The sequence below is a fragment of the Companilactobacillus ginsenosidimutans genome, from assembly GCF_001050475.1.
Lineage (GTDB): Bacteria > Bacillota > Bacilli > Lactobacillales > Lactobacillaceae > Companilactobacillus > Companilactobacillus ginsenosidimutans.
Genome location: NZ_CP012034.1, coordinates 843,773 through 865,864, shown reverse-complemented (window position 1 = coordinate 865,864; position 22,092 = coordinate 843,773). Strand labels below are relative to the sequence as shown.

Sequence of the window (22,092 nt, the reverse complement as noted above, 5' to 3'; positions counted from 1 at the left end):
GATCGTATGGTTACCGGTTTTTACTGGAGTATTGACTGGTCTGATCACGTACTTATTTACTAAATACAAAACGTGGGAAAACATTAAGAAACATATTTTTGGATTCTAGGAGGTGAAAATATGGATTCCGAAGATGAAATTAAGGAACTTATGAAAGAAGTAAGCCATTTAAAAATGTTACTGGCTTTTAGTCCAGAGATTATTGAATGTGGGGAATATCGCGATTGGGAACTAGTAAAAAAACACGGTGAACCAGTCAGCATGCCACATGAATATTCAGTAATTTTGTTAAAAAATAAACACCTAAAAATTATACCAAAGGATGTGATTATTATGCCAGGTTTTGATGAATGGCTACAAGATGAAACACGATACGGTTCACTAACTCAACCAGAGAGAGGTGATGGTGATGAACAACAGGATTAAAGAACTAAGGAAAGAAAAACATTGGACACAACAGAAACTTGCTGAATATTTTCATGTCAGTCCATCAACTATCCACAGCTGGGAGCGTGGAGATGTCCCAATGCTGATTGATGACTTCCACACACTGGCAATGATTTTTGGCGTATCAATGGAATATTTAGGAGGTTATAGAGATGAACGCAATAGATAAGTTGACGGATGCCTATTATGCAAAATGTCAATGGGAAGAATTTAGGGACAGGATTGTTAAGAAACAATTAACATACGGTGCTGTTGTCCACGATTATTTCAAACTTGTGGACGAGATGAACCGTACTAAGGAGGAGTTAAAGCAATGGAACATGAATTAGATGTATTGATCGATAAAGCTATTGAATTCTACAAAGCTAGACACGCTTATAACTGGATGCCCACTAAACGGAACAAAGCAGAGTACATTCAACAAGCTAACGAGTTACATATATATAAAAAGGCCCTCGCCACTGCAATGACGAAGACCGAAAACAAAAACATTTTACATTCAAATTATAACACGGAGGAACGTTAAATATGAAGGAAGAAAAATTAGTATTAGAAAAACAACCAAAGGCACAAGAAAATTCTTCAAAGTCTGTATTCATTGACAGTGATCTTTACAAAAAAATTGTCGTGTTGAAGGCCGAAACGGGTATGCCAATTCAGCAAATTATTAATCGCTTCGTTGAATATTCAATCGAACATGTTGAAATCAAGGAGGAAAAATAATGGCCACATTATATGAATTAACTGGTAATTACTTAAAATTACTAGAATACGCAGAAGATTCAGACCCAACACTATACCACGACACAATGGACAGTATCACTGATGCCATTGAAGACAAAGCTGTCGGATACGCAAAGGTAGATAAAGAACTAGCAAAAGACGAAGTTGCACTAAAAGAAGAAGCGCAGCGACTTACTGCACGGGCTCACGCTATTGCAAACAACCGTAAGCGACTAAAAGAGAACCTGCAAATTGCTATGGAAGAAACTTCCACACCTAAGATCAAAACTCCAGAATTTACTATTTACATTCAGAAAAACAATCCTTCAGTAAACATTGTGGATGAACATGATATTCCCGCTTATCTATTTGAAACCAAACAGGTTATAGATAAGAAAAGAATTTCGTCACTTTTAAAGGAAGGGAAAGACGTGCCAGGCGCTGAATTGAAAACTGGATCATCTTTAAGGATTAGATAAATGAAAGAGATTGACTTTAAAGATTTAGACAGAACTAAAAACTGGCGTGTCACTCTCTACGGCAAGCCTGGTGTGGGTAAGACAACGGCAATTAAATATCTAAAAGGTAAAACTTTAGAATTAGCATTTGATGATTCAGCAAAAGTACTGGCTGGTATGAATATAGACGGTAAAGTCCTTGTAATGGATGGTGAACAACCTACAAATGAAATCGTGGAAATGCTTAAAGTAGCTAAAGCAGAGCAAGGCAATTACGACAATTTAGTTCTGGATAATATTTCTGCCCTTGAGAAAAATTGGTTCATAGAGCAGGGAAGAAAATCTAAAAATGGTATTTCAAATGAAATCCAAAACTACAACACGTGGACGAACTATTTCATCAGAATGATCAATGCATTTTATAAGTTGGATTACAACATTCTAATCACGGCTTGGGAATTTCAAGTTCCTATTACTACAGAAAGTGGACAAACGTTTGAACAATATAGTCCACAAATCAGAGATAGCGTTCGTAACACTTTCATGGGATTAACTGATGTAGTTGGTCGAATGATTATAAAGCCTAGTACTGGTGAACGTGGTGTAATCCTTGAAGGCAATGATGGACTATTTGCAAAGAACAGACTGGATAACCGTAAGGGTTGCAAGATAGAAGACCTGTTTAAGTGGGGTGATGTAGATGTATCAACTCCACAAGTATCAACAGGAACTGGTGAACAAGGCAAGACAGCAACTAAGTAATGGTAAGAAGTCAGTACTAATTATTAGTCCTGCTGGTTCTGGTAAGTCGGTCGTGATAGCTGAAATTGCTCGTCTAACGCAATTAAAAGGTGGACAGGTAATGTTTACAGTCCATCGGAAAGAGTTAGTCGAACAGATAATACAGTCATTTAAAGCCAATGGAGTAAATACAGATAACTGCACAATTATGACGGTAGGAAAAATAGTCAACCGATTGGATAAGTTGCCAAAACCATCATTAATAATTACTGATGAAACTCATCACTCACTAGCTAAAACCTACAAGAAGATTTATGAATACTATTCGGACGTTCCTAGATTAGGTTTTACTGCAAGCCCATGGAGGCTATCTGGTAAAGGATTAGGAGATATATATGAATCAATGGTTGAAGGTCCAACTGTTGAATGGTTGATTGATAATCATTACTTAGCCCCGTACAACTATTATTCAGTCAAATTGATTAACGACAACGAGTTGAAGAAGTCATCGACTGGAGATTATACAAACAAGTCAATTGATGATGCTGTTGGAAAAACGATCTTCGGTGATGTTGTTAAAACTTACCAAGAAAAAATAAACGGTCAAAAAACTATTGTCTATGCACACAGTATTGAATATAGCAAACTAGTCGTTCAACAGTTCAATAATGCAGGAATCAAAGCGGCACATGCTGACAGTAAAACGCCTGCCAAAGAGCGTGAACATATAATGGAAGATTTCAGAACTGGAAAGATACAAGTTCTATCCAATGTTGATTTAATCAGTGAAGGATTTGATGTTCCAGATTGCACAGCAGTAATCATGTTAAGACCGACTGAATCACTAGTTTTAGATATTCAACAATCAATGCGTTGTATGAGATACAAGCCTAACAAGACAGCAACAATCATTGATCACGTTGCCAATTATTCAAGATTTGGTTTACCAGATTCAAAACGTTATTGGACGCTAAAAGATAGGAACAAAACTCGGAAGAAATCAAATACGGATTCAATAGCTATCAAGCAATGTCCCAAATGTTTCTTCGTTATGAAAGGGAGTCCTTCTATATGTCCCAACTGTGGAGAGTCAATTAAGCCGGATCCTGTAGAAATGGACGTAAAGAAAGACGTCAATCTACAAGTTATTACTAATTATATTGTTACCAAAAAAGTAAGCGAGCTTCATAGTTACAAAGAATTACAGGAATATGCGAAAGCAAAAAATTATAAAAATGGCTGGGTTTACTACCAAGCTAAAACGAGAGGACTTTTATAAATATGTCATTATTCAAAACAGATTACTCAAATACAGGAAATAACAACTACGATACTCTACCAACAGATAATTATGAGGTGATTATCGAAGACATAACAGAGAATGCAACACCAAGTGGAGCGGAAACCCTACAACTTAAATTACGTGTTCGTAAAGATTTAGACAAAGCATTACCAGAAACTAACGGAAAATATCATAACAGAATTGTATTCATGGATAACTGGAAACGTAAAGCTACTAAAGATTATGACTGGGAAAGTATTCAAGATATTTTTAAGGCTGTTGGTGTTCCCGAAGGCCAAGAATATAACTCAATTGATGATGTTAGAAATGCACTAATTAATAAGCCCGCAAATGTCTATGTTAAAGAAGAAGACAATGAATACAACGGCAAGACAACTAAAGTTAATCGTGTAGCACCCTGGAATTTCAGTAAGACTGCGTATCCAGTTGATCCATTAGCTAGTCAAACAAATACTGTAGAAGTTAATGAAGACGACCTTCCGTTTTAGCTTATGGATTGTTTAGTCAATTACGCGGTGGCCTATGCAAAAAAAGGTATGAGTGTCCTGCCAATGAAAGACAAACAACCCTTGATAAAATTTGCGGATAAACCACCGCTAACACCCGATGAAATACGTAAAATATGGAAACAATATCCATATGCACAAATAGCTTTGAGAACCGTTAATTTTTTCGTTGTTGATATTGATGAACACCAAGATGGTGCTGATGGTTTTAAATCGATAGAACAATTTAATCATAAAGAATTACTGAAGGATACCCTGTCACAAAAAACTGCTGGCGGAGGAAGACAACTATTTTATCTGAAACGTAAAGATATTGAAGTAAGACAAAATATAGGTTGGTTACCTGGCGTTGACGTTAAAGCACATCCAAATAACTATGTTGTTATTGCCCCAAGTGAACGAAACGGAAAGAAATATGAATGGGAAAATCACAATCCTATCGTTACTCCAGACAGACAGTTAATTGAATTAATAAATGCTCGTGAGAAGGGAACTACAATAACTTTCTCTAATTACGATTCTGGGAAAAAGACTGCAACTACAAATTTGTTTGAAACAATCGTCAATGGCTTAGGTGACGACGGGACTAGAAATAATAGTTTAACTTCTTTTGTAGGCGGCCTCCTGTATCGAAATGTCCCTGACAAAGTGGCTTATCAATTAGCACAATTAGCTAATGAAAATACGCCTGATCCTTTGCCAGAACAGGAATTTAATCGAACATTTACATCAATGCTTACTAAAGATATGAGACGGCGAGGAGGTGGAAAAACTGGATAAAGAAGTAGAAAAAGCTATTCAAGAACATGAGAAAGTTGTTAAGAATCAGGAAATCGCGAACTTTCCAATACCTTTTAGCCTTAATCAATATGGCAAGCCTAAGCAAAATAGCTTAAAAAATGCAATGTTAGCAATTCGTTGCGATCATCTCTTGTGTGACACATTTGCATACAATCAATTTACTTATGAAATTGAGTTGAGAAAGACGATACCACAACTATATATCAATGATACAAGGATGAAAGACGAGTACATATCTCTTGTATTGGCATATATAGAAGATGAGTACGAAGTATTATTTCCAAAATCCATATTGGAGAATGCGATAACTAATGAAGCAATTGCCAATAGTTTCAATCCAGTGAAAGATTACTTAGATCATTGTTTTTCAAAGTGGGATAACAAGCCTCGAGTAGATTCATTATTAAGTACTTTTCTTGGAGTAGAGGACAGTGAAGTAACTAAACTTCAAACAAGATTATTCTTGGTCGGTGCTGTATTAAAAGTCTATAAACCCGCTTCTAAATTTGACTTTGTTCTAGATCTTGTAGGTGGTCAAGGAGCCGGTAAAACAACTCTTTTAAAGAAATTGTCCAATGGTTGGTATACAGATCAATTCAGTGATTTCAAGGACAAAGACGGATATGTGAACATGCTCAGGGCGTGGATTGTTAATGACGACGAAATGACTGCAACAGCTAGAAGCAGCTTTGAAGACTTGAAGAAATTTGCCAGTGCGGAACGTCTTGAGTTTCGTAAGGCATATGGAAGAATCACAACCAATGAATACAAAAATTTTGTGTTAGCTCGAACCACTAATCAAGTTCAGTATTTGAAAGACAAAACGGGTTCTCGAAGGTTCTTACCCAACTTGGTAAACAAAAAGGATCAATTACTAAATCCAGTTGACCATTTAACGCAAGAAGAAATTGATCAAATCTGGGGCGAAGCAGTTGGCCTTTATCAGAACGGTTTTTCTTTTCAATTGACAGAAGAAGAAAATAAGATGCTCGAAAAACATCGAGACGAGTTCATTTATGTAGAGCCATTCGAAGAACAAATAGATGAATTTTTAGAAAACAGTGATGTTGAATTTACTACTAGTGCCGACATTGCAAGTGAAGCACTTAATGTTGACAACTTAGCAACCAATCCAAGGCTTGGTAAGAAGATAAAAAACATTATGGACAACAAGGCTGGTTGGAAGTATGAAAGGAAAATGATTAATGGAATAAGAAAAAGGGGCTACGCAAAAATTGCCCACGTTGCCCACCAATTGCCCACCTAAGTGGGCAATGGCATCCCTTTAGTATCAACGACTTTCGGCTGATTGCCCATTAGGACACTATATTTTAATAAAACTTTTTATGTGTATGGATTTGACACTATATATAGTTTGAAGCATTTCTAGTGTCCAGCGGGCAATTACCCTTGTAATCCAAGTGGCAGTAAGAAAAAAATTGCCCACGGCTAGTGGGCAATCAGTGGGCAATTTTGCATTGTCAAATATTTTTTTGTTTTATGACTATGGAGGATTAATGGAATCAGAACACAATATTCAGTCAAACATCATGGTTGAAGTAAGTAAAACTAACTGTACTATTTTCCGTACGAATGTGGGTAAGGTTCGAATGTTTGATGGAAGGTGGTTCGATACCGGATTGCCTAAGGGACATCCTGACTTATACGGATTTAAACATAGTAACGGAAAAGTATTTTATTTAGAAATTAAAAACAAAACTGGACGAGCACGTGAAGATCAGAAACAGTTTCATTACATGCTAACCAATCACGGTATTATTCACGGCATAGCACGCAGTCCAGAAGACGCTTTAAAAATAATTGATGAGGAGTTGGTGGGGTATGGATTCGAATAAGAAACAACGGTATGACGAGATGATTGAAGAATGGAAGTATGTGTATGATAGGTTACCTGATGGAAACACGTACGCAGTTTCTGCAGCAATTATTGTTGCTAATCAGAGTAAACCGTTTTTATTAAAAGTTAGTGAACCAAAATTTAATATGACACCACCGATTGATAAACAGCCCAAATCTATATTTGAAAAGTTTCGGGGTGGCAATCATGAATGATAAACACGTCTACAAAAACTATATGCAATACATGTTTGAATGCCACGGCAATTCAATTGAAAGCACGATCGTGTGGATGAGTAAACATTACGGCGAGACGCCACAAATATTTAAAACTGCCAAAAGAGAATTAACGGCAGAACAACGTAACGAAATTATACGGGAAATTTTAGGGGGTAGCGAATGTTAAAAACGGACACTATCAACGAACTAATAGGCGTTGATGATTCGTGGAAAGCACCAGAAAAATTGATTAGTAATAACGTAAGTATAAATTCACAACTTTATAAACAGGCTGGTAATTCTGTGACTGTACCAGTTATTTACGAAATTGCTAAAAGAATGAACCAGGAGGACTAATTAAATGGACAACGTAAGAATTTTAAAAGGATATAGCGAGCAAGAGCGCAAGGAGCTAGAAGAAGCCAAGGATAACGGATTTAATAGTGCCTTTGATGTAATTTACGGAATTATCAAATCGGAAGGAGATTTGGCCTTCATCGTTAAAAAATATGATGAAGGCAGTAGTTCGGACAATGATCAATTGGCCAAGGATATTGTAGATTACTACGCAGGCGTGGCCAAGTTTCCAGAGCCTAAAAAATATTATGTACAGTTGATTGCTGGAGATGAAGAGTCTTATCTAAACATCAATCCAATTGGTGGAGCACAATTAGATAGCAGGCGTGAGCTTAACGGCTGGAAAGTTAAGTTCACAAGTGATTAAGTTGTTGCTATTGATCCAAGATTTGTGCCATTTATGGAAGACGTAGAAGACGATAAAGTGGAGGAAGACGATGAAATATAAATTAAAATTAAATTACACGGAAGGCGAACTAAAGGAACTAAAAGAACTTGTAAAAGCTTACGATAGCCCTATACATGCAATAGGTAAGTTGCTCATGCCAGAAACTCACGGTATCGGGAGTTTACAAGCAAAGTACATGACAATGGAGCACACAAAAGAGTTTGATTTTATGGCCGACATTAATAACGTGGTAATGGGAACTGTTATTTTTCCCGATAAACTGTATATCATTCATGACACTAATACGAACTGTGTTATTTACCATGACTATACCAATAACAAATTAGATTGGGGACCATTAACCTTTTATAATCCGGTTAAAAATACCAAAGAGGACTGGTTAGCAATTAATCCGGCATACGAATCAATGCTAGAACGGTATTAGCATGGCAATCTTTTATTATGCAAAGGGAAAAGTTAGAGTGGGAACAATATAATTTCTGAAATTAATGATGATGAGGTGGAAGAATGAAAACATGTGCAGAATGTAGCCAATCAATTGGCTTAGGAGAAATGTATTACTCGATTGGTGATAACTTTTTACAATTCAATTATTTTGAAAGGGAAGATGGATCAGACAATATTTTTTGTTCACAACAATGCTTGATGGATTCATTGTCCGTTGAACAAGATGAGGTGGAAGACTAATGGACAACGATTTAATTAAAGCAGTACAAGAATGGTCAAAAGAACGTGGCTTAGATAATAATGACCCAGCGAAACAATTTAATAAGCTGCAAGAAGAGATTGATGAGTTAAAGGAAGCATATAAGAATCATGATTTCTCAAATGCTAACTCAGGTTTCCCGGATTCGATTGGTGATGTGATGGTTGTCATGATTATCCTCTGTCAACAAACAGGATTCGATTTAAAAGATTGCTTGGAACTTGCAGTTGATACGATCAAGAATCGTAAAGGGAAGACTTTAAATGGTGTGTTCATTAAGAACGAGGGGGAATAACCATTCAACAATTAAGTAAGAGTAGATTGCTTGAACTAGAAGAGGACTTTAAAGAGTATCAACAAGTTAATACCAACATTGCCATCAGGGTAGTTGCTATTGAACATCCTTGGACTGAAAGTAATGAAAATCCGGAGGGTAGTAGATCAAGTATCATCATAAAGCCACAAGAAATTTTGACAATAAAAAAAGACGAAGATAAAGAACTTCAACGTCTATTTAATTTAAAAGATGACTGTGAACGTGCTATCAGCAAGATGAGTGATGAACAGTTAATGATTTACAATATGCGATTTGTTAATAGCGATTATCTAGGGTGGAGAGAGATCGCTGATAGGTTAAATTATTCAGTAGCGGGGATTTACAAGAAAAGATATAGAATTTTAGAATTATTGGCCATTGAAAAAGGATTGATAAGTGTAGACAAAAATGTGTAGTTTTCTACCTTGTCAATGGGGTAAATTGATAGTATAGAAAAATTTGAAAGAAAATAATTTATAACACAAAGACAGCCTGTCTCTAACTGCAGAACGACCTTTAAAAAAAGACAAGTTTCACGCAGTGACTTATGATAACGGTCACTGTTTTTATTAGGCGAGTACTGGCGGTTTCCTCCCAAAAATACCAATACCTTTTTTCTTATCACATTTCTATGCTCGGGTTCGATTCCCGAGGCTCGCATAGGTCTTAATTGACCCTTTCAAATTATTTGTTGCATTAAGCATTCCGTTAATAACGGGGTGCTTTTTTTGTTGCATAAAAAAAGGATGGATTTAATGAAAAACATTGATAGGTGGAAACGAGGGCTTCCTTATACTGGCAATAAAAGTCAAGTAGCGGAAAAAATAATGAACATATTGCCTAACGGCAAACGCTTCGTTGACGTTTTTGGGGGTGGCGGCTCCATGTCATTACACGCTGCATCCTCCAATAAATATGATTTGGTTTTGTACAATGATCGTAGAAAATACGTTGTTGAGCTACTAAAAGACTTGCTCTTGGGGGATTCAAAGCTTAATTTTTTAGATTATGTTTATATCACACGAGATGATTTTTTAGATTGGCGCGATAATAAACCAATATCAGTAGAAAGGACGCTGATACTTATTTGTTATTCTTTTGGTAATAATATGCACGATTACCTTTGGAGTGAAAAAAATGAGGCCGAAAAATTGCAGGCTACCAAGGCACTATTTTTTGGTAACTCTGGGACTTTTTTAGATAACATATATGCAGAAGCCAAAGAACTTTCTACTATTCAAGAAAAATATGCTTATTTTCACAAGTGGATTAGACATCATAAAGACTCGTTGAAACATAATAATCAATTAGAACAACTAAAACAATTAGAACGACTACAACGACTACAGCACTTAGCACAACTAAAACAATTAGAACGACTACAACGACTACAGCACTTAGCACAACTAAAACAATTAGAACGACTACAACGACTACAGCACTTAGCACGACTACAACAATTAGAACAGCTACAACGACTACAACAATTAGAGCGAATAGAATACTCCTCGTGTGACTATCATGAATTGAATATCAAACCAGATGACATCGTGTATTGCGACCCGCCATATATTAATACTAAGCAATCATATGGCGAGTTTAATAATGATGATTTTGATAATTGGTTGAATCAGTTACCAACGAACCAAATATATATTTCAGAGTATACTGTCCTACCTAATACCGAGATAGCGTGTGAACTCGGTAAGAAACAGAATTTTATTTCAACTCCGGGCAATTCACGAAAAACAGAATTATTGCTAAAGTATATACACCATTAAACGCCACTCATATTATTGGGTGGCTATTTTGTTGCACAAAACAAAAATGAACGGAGGTGGTAAAAATTGAGTTTAAACAGACAACAACAAAAATTCGTAGATGAGTAAACACGTTAAAATCTAGCTCAACGCTATTAATGCCTGCTTATGATAACGGCGTGGCATTGTGGGGATACTGGCGTACGACAGTGGTTCGATTCCACTGATCCTCATTGGATATACATACCGGGAGTGTATCCATCCCTTATTCATATAATCCTCCTCGGTGGGATGTATCCAGTGGTGTGGATATACTATACGCTAGCAAGTATGCAGGTTCGATTCCTGCCATCCCAATATTAACTAAGTCACTCTAAACGGGGTGACTTTTTATTTTAGGTGGTGACCAGTATCAGCAAACCAAAGAAGCTAATATTTAAAAATGGAAAACGGGTACTGGTTGATTTTGATGAGGTGTCCCGTTCTGAATACGACAAGCAATATAATCGAAGGCGTGCCGTTGAGAAACCAGACTACCTTAAGTTTTACCATAGTACCCAGTGGCAAAAGGTGAGAGCTGAAGCCATGACCAGAGACCTTGACCTATGTGTGAGATGTGGCAATAAAGGTTATCTAGTTGATCATATTGTTCCATCAGAAGATGATTGGTCAAACAGATATGACGTTGACAACTTAGAAACATTATGTAAGAAGTGTCATCAACTCAAGACTAAAAGAGAATGGACTAAGAGACACAAAGGAGTACAACGAGCCATGAAGGTACACGTTATATCAGGATACCCTGGGAGCGGTATGGCTAGCTACGTAGCCAGTAAAGTGGATACTAGTCACGATCTAGTATTTGATTATGATTTGTTAATGAGTTCGTTAAATGGAAATTTAATTGAATCAATTTATTCAGACAATGACAATCAGTCAAACAATCAAGACAAACTATCCAACATCAAGTCTAGACTTCATCAGTCCAACGTAGACATCTATGAATATGTTGAACTCATTTACGAGATGATACTACGCAAGTTAAGGACAGAGCGTACGTTTAATAATGTGTGGATATTAAGAACCTTCCCAGACGAAAGACTGAAGAACTTGTTAGTCACAACTGGATATGATGTTGAGTACTTAAGACTTGATACAACAAGAGAAGAATGTACAAGAAGATTGAAGACAGTCGGACGGTACACGGACAGTATGTCTACTACTATGGACAAGATAGATAGATTAGATGATGAAGGATTGTTTGATGATTATAAATTGATAAAAACAAAAAAAAGAAAAAAATAAAAATAATTTATTGTTTGTGCAATGCAATTTCAGACAATTTTATTTTATTGATTTTTCAAACAGAAAAAAATATCGCCGTAAATCTCTGTACCCTATGGTAGAGTAGGTAGACCTACCCCCACCAAAAAAATCGGGGGTGAAGATCTGGGGCACGATTGAACACACGCTCCCTTTTTTGCGAGCGAAATTCTATTTAATAAGCTTTTAAAGTGGGGACTAAACCCCATATATTGCCAAAAGTGGGGACTAACAGAAAGGAGTGATGCTTATGGCTGGTAAAGGTGGAAGATATAGGCTATTAGAACAATCAAAAGCTAATCTAACTAAGCAACAACAAGAAGCCAAATACAATGCCGAAGTGTTGGCTTCCGATGGTTATAAGATGTTACAACCTACACCCCCAAAACGGCTATCTGGAGTTGCTAAAGCAGAATGGAAGAGAATCGTACCAGACCTGCGTAACCTTCCTATAAGAGCTGTGGATAGGGCTATGGTAGAACAATATTGTGTTTGGTATCAGCAGTTTGATGAGATCAATAGGGCACTTGATGGTGCGGATGACATGAAAGATCGTATCACGTTGATTAATGCACTAGATAAGATATCAAAAAACATTCGTTCCGCAGCGTCTGAAATTGGATTAACTATTGATTCTAGAATGAGATTGAACATACCAAAAGACACCAAGAAACAGAACAATTTGAAAGAAATATTTGGATAGGAGGGATGCCAGTTGGTAGAAACATTTGAAGATTATGTTGAACAAATACTAAACGGTGATATTCTCTCATGTAAGTCCGTATTAAATGCAGTTAAAAGGCATGAAAAAGACGTGAAAAAGTCCGAAAGTAGTGACTTCCCATACGTATTTGACAAGAAAAAAGCACAAAAAGCAGTCAGATTTATCGAAATGCTGCCCGACCCTAAGGGCGATAACCACAAACTAGCAGGTTTTCAGAAGTTTATTATCGAATCTATCTATGGCTGGGTACGTAAAGACAACCATGACTTGCGTAGATATCATAAGGTTTTTGTTTCCATGGCTAGAAAACAAGGTAAAACACTGCTAATTGCGGGTATTATCCTTTATGAATTCTTGTTTGGTAAGAATCCTGCACGTTCAAGACAAATATTCTGTACTGCTAACGACAAAGAACAAGCCAAAATTGCATTTGAGATGGCTCGTAAACAGTTAGATCAGTTACGTGCTAAGTATCCAGACGTCAAGAGTTCTACTAAGCGAGTTAGAGAGCTACTTGTTAACCTTGATGATGATTCTTATGTACGTCCGCTCTCTCGTGATACGGGGGCGACTGATGGTTTTGAACCATATCTGGGAGTACTAGACGAATACGGAGCAAGTAAAACATCAGAGATGATGGAACTGCTTGAATCTGGTCAAGGTCAGCTGGATAATCCGTTGATAGTGATTATATCTACAGCTAACTTTAATATGAACGCTCCTATGTTCACTGTGGAATATCCACGTGCTAAGGAAATCCTTAAAGGTGAGATAGAAGATGACCAGTATTTTGCATTTGTGGCTGAACAAGAATCTATTGATGAGATCGAAGACAAGTCCACGTGGATAAAAAGCAATCCACTGTTAGAAGTTAAGTCAGTCAGTGGCAAGCTTACAGAATACTTGAGTAAGCGTTGGGAAGTAGCCAAGCAAACTGGTGAAAAGAATGCCGTTCTGGTCAAGAATTTCAACATGTGGAGGCAAGCAGAAGAGAATTCATATATTGATATTGAAAGTTGGAAAAACGCCGCAGCGGACGAAATGCCACCTATTAATGGCCAGCGTGTTTGGTTTGGTGTAGACGTTGGTAAGAGTTCTGACTTGTATGCCATCTCGTGGATGTATCCAGTTGAGGGCGTTTGGTATTCTGACAACTATTCATTTGTTGGAACGAAGTACGGACTTGATGCAAAAATCAAACGTGACCGTATGGACTACAGACGTGTGGAAGAAAAAGGTGAATGCGAGATCACCACACTTGAATCTGGTGTAATCGATAACGAACGTGTTTACGAATGGTTGGATAACTTCATTGAAAGTAACGATATTCAAGTACAAGGTATCATGTATGACCCTTACCAATATGGACCACTGTTAACACTTATCGAAAAGAACCACCCCGAATGGGAACAGATAACGATTAGGCAGGGGACAATGACACTCTCAATGCCAACAAAGCAATTCAGAGATGACGTTCTGGAAGGCAAGATAAAACATTCTGGCAATGAGATTTTAACGAATGCTGCCAACAACGCTGTTACCATGACTGACAACAATGGTGTAAGAATCGACAAGAATAAGTACAGTAATAAAATTGATGCGCTTGATGCATTGCTTGATGCTTACGCTATCTGTTTTACCGAGAATATTGAGAACTTTTTAACGGATGATTATATTATGTCTGATGATTTTGGATTTTAGGTGATTATATGAAAAATATATTATCGGTCATATTTGACTGGTTAATAATAAACGTGCCACAGATATTGCTAATCTGTGGTTTTTTGTTGCTTGCTGTTGCAGGTTTCAAGATCAATACGATTGCCGGTTTGATAGTATCCGGCATTGAACTAATCGTAATTGCATACCTATCAGATAGGAGGTAAATAAATGGCCTTTTTTAGAAGTTTAAACACCAACCCAGATGACTGGGCAGGTCAGTACTTAAGTGATGGGATATTACCAAGTATCTCACGTGGAAGCACTGTAGGTATTGGGGCTTTAAAGAATTCTGACGTTCTAACAGCTGTATCAATTATTGCTGGTGACGTTGCTCGCTTTCCAATACTGGAATTCGAAGACAAAGATGATACATTTGTGGAAGATGATGAAGTTACTTATTTATTGAATAAGAAGAGTAGTGAAATCATTTCTGCTTACACGTGGAAGTTTGCCATGGTCGCTAATGCAATTCTTACTGGTAATGCTTATTCACGTATCAAACGTGACCCACGCAAGCGAGGACCACAAGCACATAAGCCACTTGAGTTTGAATTCTTTGCTCCATCTCAAACAAACATCAATCAGATCAATACTACATCTGGTGCTAAATATGTTTATCAATTTACTCCAGATGATGGAAGGAAAATGATTGAGTGCAAGCCAGAAGACGTAATACATATGAAATTTTTCTCAACTGATACTATTTTAGGTCGCTCCCCACTCTTATCGTTGGAGGATGAGATGAATCTTCAAAGTTCTGGAGTTAATACGTTATCCAAGTTCTTTAAGAGTGGATTGAAGAGTGCCGTCCTTGAAGTACCTGGTTCGAGATTGAACAAGAAAGCTCGTAAGAAGATTCGTGAAGACTTTGAATATGCACAGTCTACTGGTGGCAATGCTCCAGTAATCATTGATTCCACAATGAAGTACACGCCTATTGAAGTTGATACCAACGTTTTGAATTTAATCAATTCAAATAACTGGACAACCAATCAGCTTGCTAAGGCGTTGCGTATTCCCGCATTCAAGCTTGCCATTAACTCGCCTAACCAATCAGTAAAGCAGTTGCAAGAAGGATATGTTAAGTACGATCTACCGTTTTATTTAACACCTATTAAGCAAGAATTAATGCTCAAGCTGCTGTCTGATGAGGATAGGCACAATAGATACTTTGATTTTGATATATCTAAGGAAATCGGCATGACTGTTGCGGATATTGCCACCCTTCAGCAAAATGGTATTTACTCAAACAACGAAGGTAGACGTGAGTTAGGCAAGAAACCTATTGATGACCCTAATATGAATCGTTATCAATCTTCATTGAATACCGTATTCCTTGATAAGAAAGAACAATATCAAGACCAGAAAGGGGGTGAGGGAAATGAATCAAACACGGGAATTAAGAACGATACAATCTAAGGTTGAGTTACGAAGTGATGAAGAAACAAACAGCAATGTGATTGAAGGCTATGCGTTGAAATTCGATAAACGCTCCAATCCATTGGGATTTGGTAATGTTTTTGTGGAAACTCTAGATAAACGTTGTTTAGATAACACAGACATGTCTAACGTAGTTGCTACTTTTAACCACGATCAATCTCAAGTGTTAGGGCGGTCGGGCGTTAATCTTGAAATGAATGTTGATGACGTTGGATTAAGGTTTAAAGTCACACTCCCAGATACAACACTTGCTCATGATGTACTAGAAAACATTAGATCGGGTATTATCAATCAATGCTCATTTGCATTTGATATGCCAGATGACGACACAGCCGACACCTGGAAGCGTAGTGATATCGAAGGTGTGGATTATGAACGCCGTATCAATAACATTGCACACTTGTATGATGTGTCAGTAGTTACCACACCTGCATATTCAGATACGAATGTATCCGTTGGTGCAAGGTCACTTGAGAAAGTTAAGGCTATCAGAGAATTGCCACTACTCAAGAAACGTGATGAATTATTACGTGAGTTAAAAATTTCAGAAATTAAAGAAGCTATCCAAGATTAATGGGATGGCTATTTTTATTGCCTAAAAGTAGGCGGAAAGGGGTCATATATGACACTCGACGAAAAAATTCGTTCATTGCAATCAAATATTGAAAACATGCAAGAACGTAAAACAAAATTAGTACAAGAAACAAGAGCATTGTTAGATGCTGAAAAACCATCAGATGATGATATTAAAAACGCTGATGCAAAAGCTAAAGAAGTAAAAGATTTGAATATTGAAATCAAGTCTGGAAACGAAACACTTGCATCATACAAGGCTGTTGCAAACGACAAGCCAGAAGATGCACCAAAGCCAGACGAAGAACAAGGACCAGAACGTTCACTCAAGCGTGGAAACACAGAACTCCGTTCAGCATTGAATACATATCTACATACTAAAGGTGCTGTCCGTGATGGCTTAACAAGTCCAGATGCTGACGTAACTATTCCAGAGGACATTGTTTACAATCCAGAATCAGAAGTTAAATCAGTTACTGACTTATCAAAATTAGTACAACACTTTAAAGCCAATACTGCTTCTGGTAAATATCCTATTTTGAAGCGTGCTACTACTGGACTTGTATCAGTTGATGAACTTGCTAAGAATCCAGAGTTAGCAAAACCACAATTCGAAACAGTGAACTGGGAAGTTAAGACATATCGTGGTGCTATTCCTGTATCAAACGAATCTATTGCTGATTCAGCTGTTGACTTGCTTGGTATCGTGTCACAAAACGCACAGGAACAAAAAATCAACACAACAAATTCTGTTATCGCTACTGCACTACAAAGCTTTACAGCTAAAGACGTTGCAGGTGAATCAGTTGATGATATCAAACACATTATCAACGTTGATCTTGACCCTGCATATCAAAAGGTAATTATTGCCAGTCAATCGTTCTATAACTACTTGGATACATTGAAAGACGGCAACGGACAATACTTATTACAACAACCAATCGTAGACGGCTCACCAGTTAGATTGCTAGGTATCCCAGTTACTGTTGTGGAAGATACAGCACTTGGTAAAGCCGGAGAAGCACATGCTTGGGTCGGTGATATCAAGCGTGCAATCATCATGGCTGATAGATTAGATATCCAAGTACGTTGGGTTGACAATGAGATTTTTGGTCAATACTTGCAAGCTGCAACACGTTTTGACGTTAAAGTTGCTGATGAAAAAGCTGGTTACTTCTTAACACAAAAAGCTTCAACTCCCAGCGTCTAGCCCAGAAAAAACGGTAGAACCAACTACAAGGGCGGTTGATGAGAACTCTACTGTTGCCGAGATAAAAGCATATTTAGATAGTCAAGGTATTAAGTATGCTAGTGGCGATACTAAAGCCATATTGCTTTCAAAGATTGGGGGCTAGCTTATGACAGACCTACTTAATGAAGAGCAATTTGCAACGTTAAAAAACTACTGCAAAATTGACCAATCATTTGATGATGATGTTTTAAAACAGTTAGTTGATTCTGGCTCAATGGAGATTGCACGAGCTATTGACACTGATCTCACTCCCGCTGAACTCATTAAGGATAGCCGTTTTTTCGTGGCACTGATGAAGTACGTGGAAGAAGATTACTACTATCGTGGTACGGGTTCAGAAGTCATGCGGTTTCCGTTGCAAAATACAACGGTCGTTAATGTTATTAATCAGCTCCGTACCGAATTGGGGAGTGATGAACAATGAGATTGACACACATGACTGAACGTATTGAATTCATCTCTAAAAAGCCAGGTGTTACAGAATTTGGCGTACCTACCGAAGAAGAGAAAACCACGGAATATTCCTGCTGGGCGGAGCTGTTAAACACACCAATGCGGGAATTTCGTGACCCGTCTACTAAAGTTGGGATACGTAAAGAATCGCCTAATTTTGCTATCAAGTTTGAGATTGGTATTCCTATTGATTCCATGTGGCACGTTATTTGGCGTGGCAAAGAGTATGGGATAGATAGTATTGATCCAGACTATGACAAACGAAATGTCACAAAGATAGCTTGTAAGGCGGTGGAATAATGCCAGTCACAGGTATTGAAGAGATGTTGAATAACGTTAAAACATTAGAAGCTGGATTTGATAGGAAAGCTAGAAAGTCAGTACGTGAAGGCGCTAGATTTTTTGGCGAGCAACTGGCAGAAAACACCCCAGTTTCACCAATTGACCACAGTGGTAAAGGACACCTTAAACAACATATGAAAGTTGGTAGCGTGTCCATTAAGACTGGTGAATATCAAGCACCAGTTGGTTATGACAAGGTCAAAGGTCCAATTGCTCACTTTCCTAACTCGGGCACATCTAAGCAAGAGCCACAGCATTTTATTGAGGAAACTCAAGAACAGACACGTGGTCAAGTACTACAAATTTTTAAGGATAATTTACAAGTATGACAATTTCAGAATATGACGTATATAAGTTTTTAAACCAAAGCACTTCATTGACTGATTTTATGAATGATGTAAGAGGTAAGCGACTATCTAATAATCCAATATTTGTGGGTACACCAGTCAATTCGTTTGTTCAGAATAAGAATGCACCGTGGATAAGAATTACATCTATCCCAGGTGACTTGGCTGACTATGCTGATGATGAACGAATTATCGAATATCCACGTTTTCAAATAGATTTCTGGATAGTTAAAACTAAAGCTCAAGAATCAGTTGATATGGAACGGTTGATATATAAGTTAATGCGTTCATTTGGATTTGAACGCTACTACAAATATCGTGCTACCGATCCAGACATGACGGACCTACTTATGGTCCAAAGTAATTATGAATTTCAAGGACTTGCTTAATCAGTAAGTCCTTTTTTTATGCAAAAAAAATATTAAATAAAGAGGTATTAACAATGGGAAAAGTTAAATTTGGTGCATCACATTTCAGTTATGGATTAGTTGAAGATGATTTTGTACCTGGTGAAGAGAAAGCACTTCCAGGCTTAACAGAAGTTAAGATGGACCTAAAAAATGAATTGAAATCGATCGCAGCTGATGATGGTCCTTACGTTGTTTTATCTGGTGGTATTTCAGAAGCAACGCTAGACGTAAAAATTTACGATATTACATCAGATGCACGTAAAGATTGGTTTGGTATCAATGTTAAGAAAGGCGTTGAATTGTACAACAAGAACCTTGTACCTAATGATATCGCCGTAGTATTCAAGACTAAGATGGAAGATGGAAAAGGTGTTTGGGTTGGTATGCTCAAAGGTAAGTTCTCACTTCCAGGTATCGATACTAAGACTGTTGACGGAACACCAGATCCACAAGCAGATGAATCAACTGGTACGTTTGCACCACGTGGAGATGCTGATGATGGCATGATGGTTATTATCGGTCGTGAAGACAGTGAAGAGTTTGATCTTGCTTCATTCAAACAATACGTATTTGCTAAGAGTGAAGATGATTTGAAGGCCTTAGACGAAATTCCCAGTAAAGCCTAAAAAGGCGTCAATTAAAGCAAATGATAGTCAAATAACTATTAACGTACTTGGAGGTGATGATTAATGTCTAAGAAATTGATTATTAAAAAAGATGGAAAAATCATCGCTCAATCTGAAAGTGACTCGGTGTCTTTTACGAGTGACATTCAAGCAGGTACAAAAATAGAGAATGGTGATTTTAAAGCATCATACAAAAATAGTGCCGGAGAAAGTCCGGAAATTGATGTGCCAGAAACATATGTCACTCAATCAACAATGACTCTCCCGCTAGTGGAATTTTTTGGAGACGTGTCAGGTATGTCGAAAGACGATAAGAAAGAGCTTTCTGTGAAATATACTGATCCTTCAAATAAATATAACTTTGAAGGATTTGTTAAAGTTGGTTGGCAAGGTATGAGTTCAATCAATTATTCAAAGAAAAATTACTCTATGAAAATCTATACTGATGACACATATTCCACAAAGAAACCAGTACAGGTTTCTGATGAGTGGTATGCCACAAATAAATATGTATTGAAAGCTGACTACGTTGATTCAACGCATGTTAGAAATATTGTGGGAGCAAAACTGTGGAAGCAGGTAATGGCGGACCCAAGTACGGTTGATATTTTGGGACAAGACGACGTGTATAAAAAACTGGCTTCAAACGGAATGTACGGTTCAATCGACGGTTTTCCATGTGAAGTACGTATAAATGATGAATTCATGGGACTTTATACATTTAATCTTGATAACACTACCGAAATGACTAATGTACAAGACACAGATATAAAGGCAATTCAGATGAATGCCAAAGGCTGGGGTAATGTCACAATGGGTTGGGACGTCAATGCTAAGCTTGATGGTTCATCTGGTGATTTCAAACTTGAAACTCCAGATGAAGGTGATCGTCTAACTACTGCTCAACAAGCAGTTTATAATTGGATCGCGTTTACTCAATTTTATGGTTTTGACTCGTTTAAACAAAATTATGGCGAGCGATATAACATTTACAATGTCATTGATTATGGTTTACTAATGAACTTCATGAATGCACAAGACAATGTTTGTAACAATGTTGGGTATTTGTCTCTAAATGGAGAAATGTTTTTCATGCTCCCATATGATATGGATGGAGCGTTTGATCTAACTTTCGGTGGATTAACTGATTATTCAAGAAAAGGCTGGGTAGTTGGAAACAAGTTGTTAAAACTTGCGTTCCTTAGTTATCCGGACGTCGCTGTTAAACGTTGGAATGACTTGCGCAAAAATGTGTTTACAAAGGAAAACATCGTAAAAATTCTAGATGACTTTAAAACCAAGGTTGGGGAATATGGCTATACATTGGATAAAAACGTATGGCCAGATATTCCAAGTCGCAAGTACGCCACCTATGAACAAATTGAGCAAGGCATTGATGACGGTCTTAACTTTATGGATCAGCAAGCTAAAGATGGTTTTAAAATTGTTGCAAGACAATATGCAAATGGATTTCCTGGAGGATATGAAAACTCTAATAAAAATATCTTGCCACCGGATAAGGTTTCCGTTGAGTCAGATGAGCAAGGGGTTCATATCAAAGATGGAGAACAATATGCTAATAGAGATAATGAGTCTTTGATATTGTTTGATAAATCTGGAAATCAAGTGTCAAAATCTGATGCTTCAAAAGAGATAACAATCACTGGACTAACGTCTGGTACAAAAGTAAATACGGGTGATTACTATTTGATTTATAGAGAAGAAAATATAGACAGTCCGAAAGTAGACGTACCTGAATTTACAGTTTAAGAAATACAGCATACTCCCTGTCTGGTAGCGGTGGCGGTCGGAATAAACTAATTAAGTCGAGATGAAATGTCTCGGCTTTTTTATAGGAGAAATCAATGGTATATAAAATTAAATTGCGAATTGATGGCAAGTTAGAAGAATTTAAACGAACAGAGCCACCATATTTGAAGGAAATCACAAGAGCATTGATCTTACAGCAACATCAAGTGGCTATGTATCAAGATGATGATGGTCCAACCGATAAACAATTTTTAAAGAATTCAGAAGAAGTAGCCGATTTTGCTGTTAATTTCTGGAACAACCAGTTCTCACGTCAAGATGTTTTAAACGGTGCTGATGGAAAGGCTATGACAGAAGTTTCCAAAGCTATTGATGATGCACTGGGAACACCTAACGATGATGAAGTTGACGAAGGTAAAGCAAAAAAATAACAAAGCAATCACTTACGGATTCGCTCGATAATATCGATAGTTTTTACAAAAGTATGATGCAACAGGATTACAAGTT

Annotated in this window: 33 protein-coding genes and 1 tRNA gene; all 34 read left to right on the top strand. The window is 37.3% G+C overall.

Annotation, left to right across the window (positions count from 1 at the left end):
* Positions 1–120 precede the first annotated feature (120 nt).
* Positions 121–426 (top strand): hypothetical protein, encoded by a 306-nt coding sequence (locus tag ABM34_RS04470; protein ID WP_048703785.1) that lies wholly within the window; start codon positions 121–123, stop codon positions 424–426.
* Positions 410–616, top strand: coding sequence for a helix-turn-helix transcriptional regulator (locus ABM34_RS04465; protein ID WP_053084446.1), 207 nt, complete (start codon positions 410–412; stop codon positions 614–616). Before ABM34_RS04470 ends, ABM34_RS04465 begins: the two co-directional genes overlap by 17 nt.
* Positions 600–776, top strand: coding sequence for a hypothetical protein (locus ABM34_RS13165; protein ID WP_157023219.1), 177 nt, complete (start codon positions 600–602; stop codon positions 774–776). The genes ABM34_RS04465 and ABM34_RS13165 overlap by 17 nt, the downstream gene beginning before the upstream one ends.
* A complete protein-coding gene (locus ABM34_RS04460) occupies positions 761–973 on the top strand; it encodes a hypothetical protein (RefSeq protein ID WP_048703782.1) in 213 nt (70 codons plus the stop codon). The genes ABM34_RS13165 and ABM34_RS04460 overlap by 16 nt, the downstream gene beginning before the upstream one ends.
* Positions 974–975: 2 nt before the next feature.
* A complete protein-coding gene (locus ABM34_RS04455; protein WP_048703779.1) occupies positions 976–1,170 on the top strand; it encodes a hypothetical protein in 195 nt (64 codons plus the stop codon).
* On the top strand, positions 1,170–1,649 hold the full coding sequence (locus ABM34_RS04450; protein ID WP_048703775.1) for a siphovirus Gp157 family protein: 480 nt from the start codon (positions 1,170–1,172) through the stop codon (positions 1,647–1,649). Before ABM34_RS04455 ends, ABM34_RS04450 begins: the two co-directional genes overlap by 1 nt.
* Positions 1,650–2,390, top strand: a complete 741-nt coding sequence (locus tag ABM34_RS04445; protein WP_048703773.1) for an AAA family ATPase — start codon at positions 1,650–1,652, stop codon at positions 2,388–2,390. It begins immediately after the preceding gene.
* Positions 2,329–3,648 carry a DEAD/DEAH box helicase gene (locus ABM34_RS04440; protein WP_048703770.1) on the top strand — a complete coding sequence of 440 codons (1,320 nt, stop codon included), beginning with the start codon at positions 2,329–2,331 and terminating at the stop codon, positions 3,646–3,648. The genes ABM34_RS04445 and ABM34_RS04440 overlap by 62 nt, the downstream gene beginning before the upstream one ends.
* Positions 3,649–3,650: 2 nt before the next feature.
* The gene (locus tag ABM34_RS04435; RefSeq protein WP_048703767.1) at positions 3,651–4,160 is read left to right on the top strand and encodes a DUF669 domain-containing protein; all 510 of its coding nucleotides are present in this window, start codon (positions 3,651–3,653) and stop codon (positions 4,158–4,160) included.
* Between the two features lie 3 nt (positions 4,161–4,163).
* Positions 4,164–4,958: a bifunctional DNA primase/polymerase gene (locus ABM34_RS04430; RefSeq protein ID WP_048703764.1), complete on the top strand. Its 795-nt coding sequence runs from the start codon at positions 4,164–4,166 to the stop codon at positions 4,956–4,958.
* The gene (locus ABM34_RS04425) at positions 4,942–6,246 is read left to right on the top strand and encodes a virulence-associated E family protein (RefSeq protein ID WP_064505399.1); all 1,305 of its coding nucleotides are present in this window, start codon (positions 4,942–4,944) and stop codon (positions 6,244–6,246) included. The genes ABM34_RS04430 and ABM34_RS04425 overlap by 17 nt, the downstream gene beginning before the upstream one ends.
* Before the next feature lie 250 nt (positions 6,247–6,496).
* Positions 6,497–6,835, top strand: coding sequence for a VRR-NUC domain-containing protein (locus ABM34_RS04420; protein ID WP_048703761.1), 339 nt, complete (start codon positions 6,497–6,499; stop codon positions 6,833–6,835).
* Positions 6,822–7,052: a hypothetical protein gene (locus ABM34_RS04415; protein WP_048703758.1), complete on the top strand. Its 231-nt coding sequence runs from the start codon at positions 6,822–6,824 to the stop codon at positions 7,050–7,052. Before ABM34_RS04420 ends, ABM34_RS04415 begins: the two co-directional genes overlap by 14 nt.
* 183 nt (positions 7,053–7,235) lie before the next feature.
* Positions 7,236–7,412: a DNA cytosine methyltransferase gene (locus ABM34_RS13540; protein ID WP_157023217.1), complete on the top strand. Its 177-nt coding sequence runs from the start codon at positions 7,236–7,238 to the stop codon at positions 7,410–7,412.
* A 4-nt stretch (positions 7,413–7,416) separates the two neighbouring features.
* Positions 7,417–7,779, top strand: coding sequence for a hypothetical protein (locus ABM34_RS04405; protein ID WP_048703751.1), 363 nt, complete (start codon positions 7,417–7,419; stop codon positions 7,777–7,779).
* Between the two features lie 70 nt (positions 7,780–7,849).
* Positions 7,850–8,245, top strand: a complete 396-nt coding sequence (locus ABM34_RS04400; protein WP_048703748.1) for a hypothetical protein — start codon at positions 7,850–7,852, stop codon at positions 8,243–8,245.
* Positions 8,246–8,328: 83 nt separating this feature from the next.
* The gene (locus ABM34_RS04395; protein ID WP_048703746.1) at positions 8,329–8,508 is read left to right on the top strand and encodes a hypothetical protein; all 180 of its coding nucleotides are present in this window, start codon (positions 8,329–8,331) and stop codon (positions 8,506–8,508) included.
* Complete coding sequence (locus ABM34_RS04390; protein ID WP_048703744.1) at positions 8,508–8,822, top strand: MazG-like family protein; 315 nt, start codon at positions 8,508–8,510, stop codon at positions 8,820–8,822. The genes ABM34_RS04395 and ABM34_RS04390 overlap by 1 nt, the downstream gene beginning before the upstream one ends.
* Positions 8,823–8,848: 26 nt before the next feature.
* Positions 8,849–9,259, top strand: a complete 411-nt coding sequence (locus ABM34_RS04385) for a hypothetical protein (RefSeq protein ID WP_048703742.1) — start codon at positions 8,849–8,851, stop codon at positions 9,257–9,259.
* A 339-nt stretch (positions 9,260–9,598) separates the two neighbouring features.
* Positions 9,599–10,624: a DNA adenine methylase gene (locus ABM34_RS04380; RefSeq protein ID WP_048706360.1), complete on the top strand. Its 1,026-nt coding sequence runs from the start codon at positions 9,599–9,601 to the stop codon at positions 10,622–10,624.
* A gap of 266 nt (positions 10,625–10,890) precedes the next feature.
* Positions 10,891–10,960 (top strand) — tRNA-OTHER (locus ABM34_RS13155).
* 42 nt (positions 10,961–11,002) lie between these two features.
* A complete protein-coding gene (locus ABM34_RS04375; protein WP_048703740.1) occupies positions 11,003–11,908 on the top strand; it encodes an HNH endonuclease in 906 nt (301 codons plus the stop codon).
* A 268-nt stretch (positions 11,909–12,176) separates the two neighbouring features.
* Positions 12,177–12,629, top strand: a complete 453-nt coding sequence (locus ABM34_RS04370) for a phage terminase small subunit P27 family (protein WP_048703738.1) — start codon at positions 12,177–12,179, stop codon at positions 12,627–12,629.
* A gap of 12 nt (positions 12,630–12,641) precedes the next feature.
* Positions 12,642–14,351 (top strand): terminase large subunit, encoded by a 1,710-nt coding sequence (locus ABM34_RS04365; protein WP_048703735.1) that lies wholly within the window; start codon positions 12,642–12,644, stop codon positions 14,349–14,351.
* A 189-nt stretch (positions 14,352–14,540) separates the two neighbouring features.
* Positions 14,541–15,791 carry a phage portal protein gene (locus tag ABM34_RS04360; protein ID WP_048703732.1) on the top strand — a complete coding sequence of 417 codons (1,251 nt, stop codon included), beginning with the start codon at positions 14,541–14,543 and terminating at the stop codon, positions 15,789–15,791.
* Positions 15,754–16,386 carry an HK97 family phage prohead protease gene (locus ABM34_RS04355; protein WP_048703728.1) on the top strand — a complete coding sequence of 211 codons (633 nt, stop codon included), beginning with the start codon at positions 15,754–15,756 and terminating at the stop codon, positions 16,384–16,386. The genes ABM34_RS04360 and ABM34_RS04355 overlap by 38 nt, the downstream gene beginning before the upstream one ends.
* Before the next feature lie 48 nt (positions 16,387–16,434).
* Positions 16,435–17,595: a phage major capsid protein gene (locus ABM34_RS04350; protein ID WP_048703726.1), complete on the top strand. Its 1,161-nt coding sequence runs from the start codon at positions 16,435–16,437 to the stop codon at positions 17,593–17,595.
* Positions 17,596–17,743: 148 nt separating this feature from the next.
* A complete protein-coding gene (locus tag ABM34_RS04345) occupies positions 17,744–18,061 on the top strand; it encodes a head-tail connector protein (protein WP_048703724.1) in 318 nt (105 codons plus the stop codon).
* 11 nt (positions 18,062–18,072) lie between these two features.
* Complete coding sequence (locus tag ABM34_RS04340; protein ID WP_198141161.1) at positions 18,073–18,390, top strand: phage head completion protein; 318 nt, start codon at positions 18,073–18,075, stop codon at positions 18,388–18,390.
* Positions 18,390–18,761, top strand: a complete 372-nt coding sequence (locus ABM34_RS04335) for an HK97-gp10 family putative phage morphogenesis protein (RefSeq protein WP_048703719.1) — start codon at positions 18,390–18,392, stop codon at positions 18,759–18,761. Before ABM34_RS04340 ends, ABM34_RS04335 begins: the two co-directional genes overlap by 1 nt.
* Positions 18,758–19,168 (top strand): hypothetical protein, encoded by a 411-nt coding sequence (locus ABM34_RS12915; RefSeq protein ID WP_053084445.1) that lies wholly within the window; start codon positions 18,758–18,760, stop codon positions 19,166–19,168. The genes ABM34_RS04335 and ABM34_RS12915 overlap by 4 nt, the downstream gene beginning before the upstream one ends.
* Before the next feature lie 53 nt (positions 19,169–19,221).
* Positions 19,222–19,815, top strand: coding sequence for a major tail protein (locus tag ABM34_RS04325; protein WP_083988263.1), 594 nt, complete (start codon positions 19,222–19,224; stop codon positions 19,813–19,815).
* 63 nt (positions 19,816–19,878) lie between these two features.
* On the top strand, positions 19,879–21,585 hold the full coding sequence (locus ABM34_RS04320; protein WP_048703716.1) for a CotH kinase family protein: 1,707 nt from the start codon (positions 19,879–19,881) through the stop codon (positions 21,583–21,585).
* Positions 21,586–21,680: 95 nt separating this feature from the next.
* Entirely contained in the window at positions 21,681–22,016 is a 336-nt protein-coding gene (gene gpG / locus ABM34_RS04315; RefSeq protein ID WP_048703714.1) for a phage tail assembly chaperone G, read from the top strand.
* The last annotated feature ends 76 nt before the right edge of the window (positions 22,017–22,092 follow it).

Coding starts and splice junctions, on each gene's coding strand:
- ABM34_RS04470 (WP_048703785.1), top strand. CDS start 121: ATGGATTCCGAAGATGAAATTAAGGAACTTATGAAAGAAGTAAGCCAT.
- ABM34_RS04465 (WP_053084446.1), top strand. CDS start 410: ATGAACAACAGGATTAAAGAACTAAGGAAAGAAAAACATTGGACACAA.
- ABM34_RS13165 (WP_157023219.1), top strand. CDS start 600: ATGAACGCAATAGATAAGTTGACGGATGCCTATTATGCAAAATGTCAA.
- ABM34_RS04460 (WP_048703782.1), top strand. CDS start 761: ATGGAACATGAATTAGATGTATTGATCGATAAAGCTATTGAATTCTAC.
- ABM34_RS04455 (WP_048703779.1), top strand. CDS start 976: ATGAAGGAAGAAAAATTAGTATTAGAAAAACAACCAAAGGCACAAGAA.
- ABM34_RS04450 (WP_048703775.1), top strand. CDS start 1,170: ATGGCCACATTATATGAATTAACTGGTAATTACTTAAAATTACTAGAA.
- ABM34_RS04445 (WP_048703773.1), top strand. CDS start 1,650: ATGAAAGAGATTGACTTTAAAGATTTAGACAGAACTAAAAACTGGCGT.
- ABM34_RS04440 (WP_048703770.1), top strand. CDS start 2,329: ATGTATCAACTCCACAAGTATCAACAGGAACTGGTGAACAAGGCAAGA.
- ABM34_RS04435 (WP_048703767.1), top strand. CDS start 3,651: ATGTCATTATTCAAAACAGATTACTCAAATACAGGAAATAACAACTAC.
- ABM34_RS04430 (WP_048703764.1), top strand. CDS start 4,164: ATGGATTGTTTAGTCAATTACGCGGTGGCCTATGCAAAAAAAGGTATG.
- ABM34_RS04420 (WP_048703761.1), top strand. CDS start 6,497: ATGGAATCAGAACACAATATTCAGTCAAACATCATGGTTGAAGTAAGT.
- ABM34_RS04415 (WP_048703758.1), top strand. CDS start 6,822: ATGGATTCGAATAAGAAACAACGGTATGACGAGATGATTGAAGAATGG.
- ABM34_RS13540 (WP_157023217.1), top strand. CDS start 7,236: ATGTTAAAAACGGACACTATCAACGAACTAATAGGCGTTGATGATTCG.
- ABM34_RS04405 (WP_048703751.1), top strand. CDS start 7,417: ATGGACAACGTAAGAATTTTAAAAGGATATAGCGAGCAAGAGCGCAAG.
- ABM34_RS04400 (WP_048703748.1), top strand. CDS start 7,850: ATGAAATATAAATTAAAATTAAATTACACGGAAGGCGAACTAAAGGAA.
- ABM34_RS04395 (WP_048703746.1), top strand. CDS start 8,329: ATGAAAACATGTGCAGAATGTAGCCAATCAATTGGCTTAGGAGAAATG.
- ABM34_RS04390 (WP_048703744.1), top strand. CDS start 8,508: ATGGACAACGATTTAATTAAAGCAGTACAAGAATGGTCAAAAGAACGT.
- ABM34_RS04380 (WP_048706360.1), top strand. CDS start 9,599: ATGAAAAACATTGATAGGTGGAAACGAGGGCTTCCTTATACTGGCAAT.
- ABM34_RS04370 (WP_048703738.1), top strand. CDS start 12,177: ATGGCTGGTAAAGGTGGAAGATATAGGCTATTAGAACAATCAAAAGCT.
- ABM34_RS04360 (WP_048703732.1), top strand. CDS start 14,541: ATGGCCTTTTTTAGAAGTTTAAACACCAACCCAGATGACTGGGCAGGT.
- ABM34_RS04355 (WP_048703728.1), top strand. CDS start 15,754: ATGAATCAAACACGGGAATTAAGAACGATACAATCTAAGGTTGAGTTA.
- ABM34_RS04350 (WP_048703726.1), top strand. CDS start 16,435: ATGACACTCGACGAAAAAATTCGTTCATTGCAATCAAATATTGAAAAC.
- ABM34_RS04345 (WP_048703724.1), top strand. CDS start 17,744: ATGACAGACCTACTTAATGAAGAGCAATTTGCAACGTTAAAAAACTAC.
- ABM34_RS04340 (WP_198141161.1), top strand. CDS start 18,073: ATGACTGAACGTATTGAATTCATCTCTAAAAAGCCAGGTGTTACAGAA.
- ABM34_RS04335 (WP_048703719.1), top strand. CDS start 18,390: ATGCCAGTCACAGGTATTGAAGAGATGTTGAATAACGTTAAAACATTA.
- ABM34_RS12915 (WP_053084445.1), top strand. CDS start 18,758: ATGACAATTTCAGAATATGACGTATATAAGTTTTTAAACCAAAGCACT.
- ABM34_RS04325 (WP_083988263.1), top strand. CDS start 19,222: ATGGGAAAAGTTAAATTTGGTGCATCACATTTCAGTTATGGATTAGTT.
- ABM34_RS04320 (WP_048703716.1), top strand. CDS start 19,879: ATGTCTAAGAAATTGATTATTAAAAAAGATGGAAAAATCATCGCTCAA.
- gpG (WP_048703714.1), top strand. CDS start 21,681: ATGGTATATAAAATTAAATTGCGAATTGATGGCAAGTTAGAAGAATTT.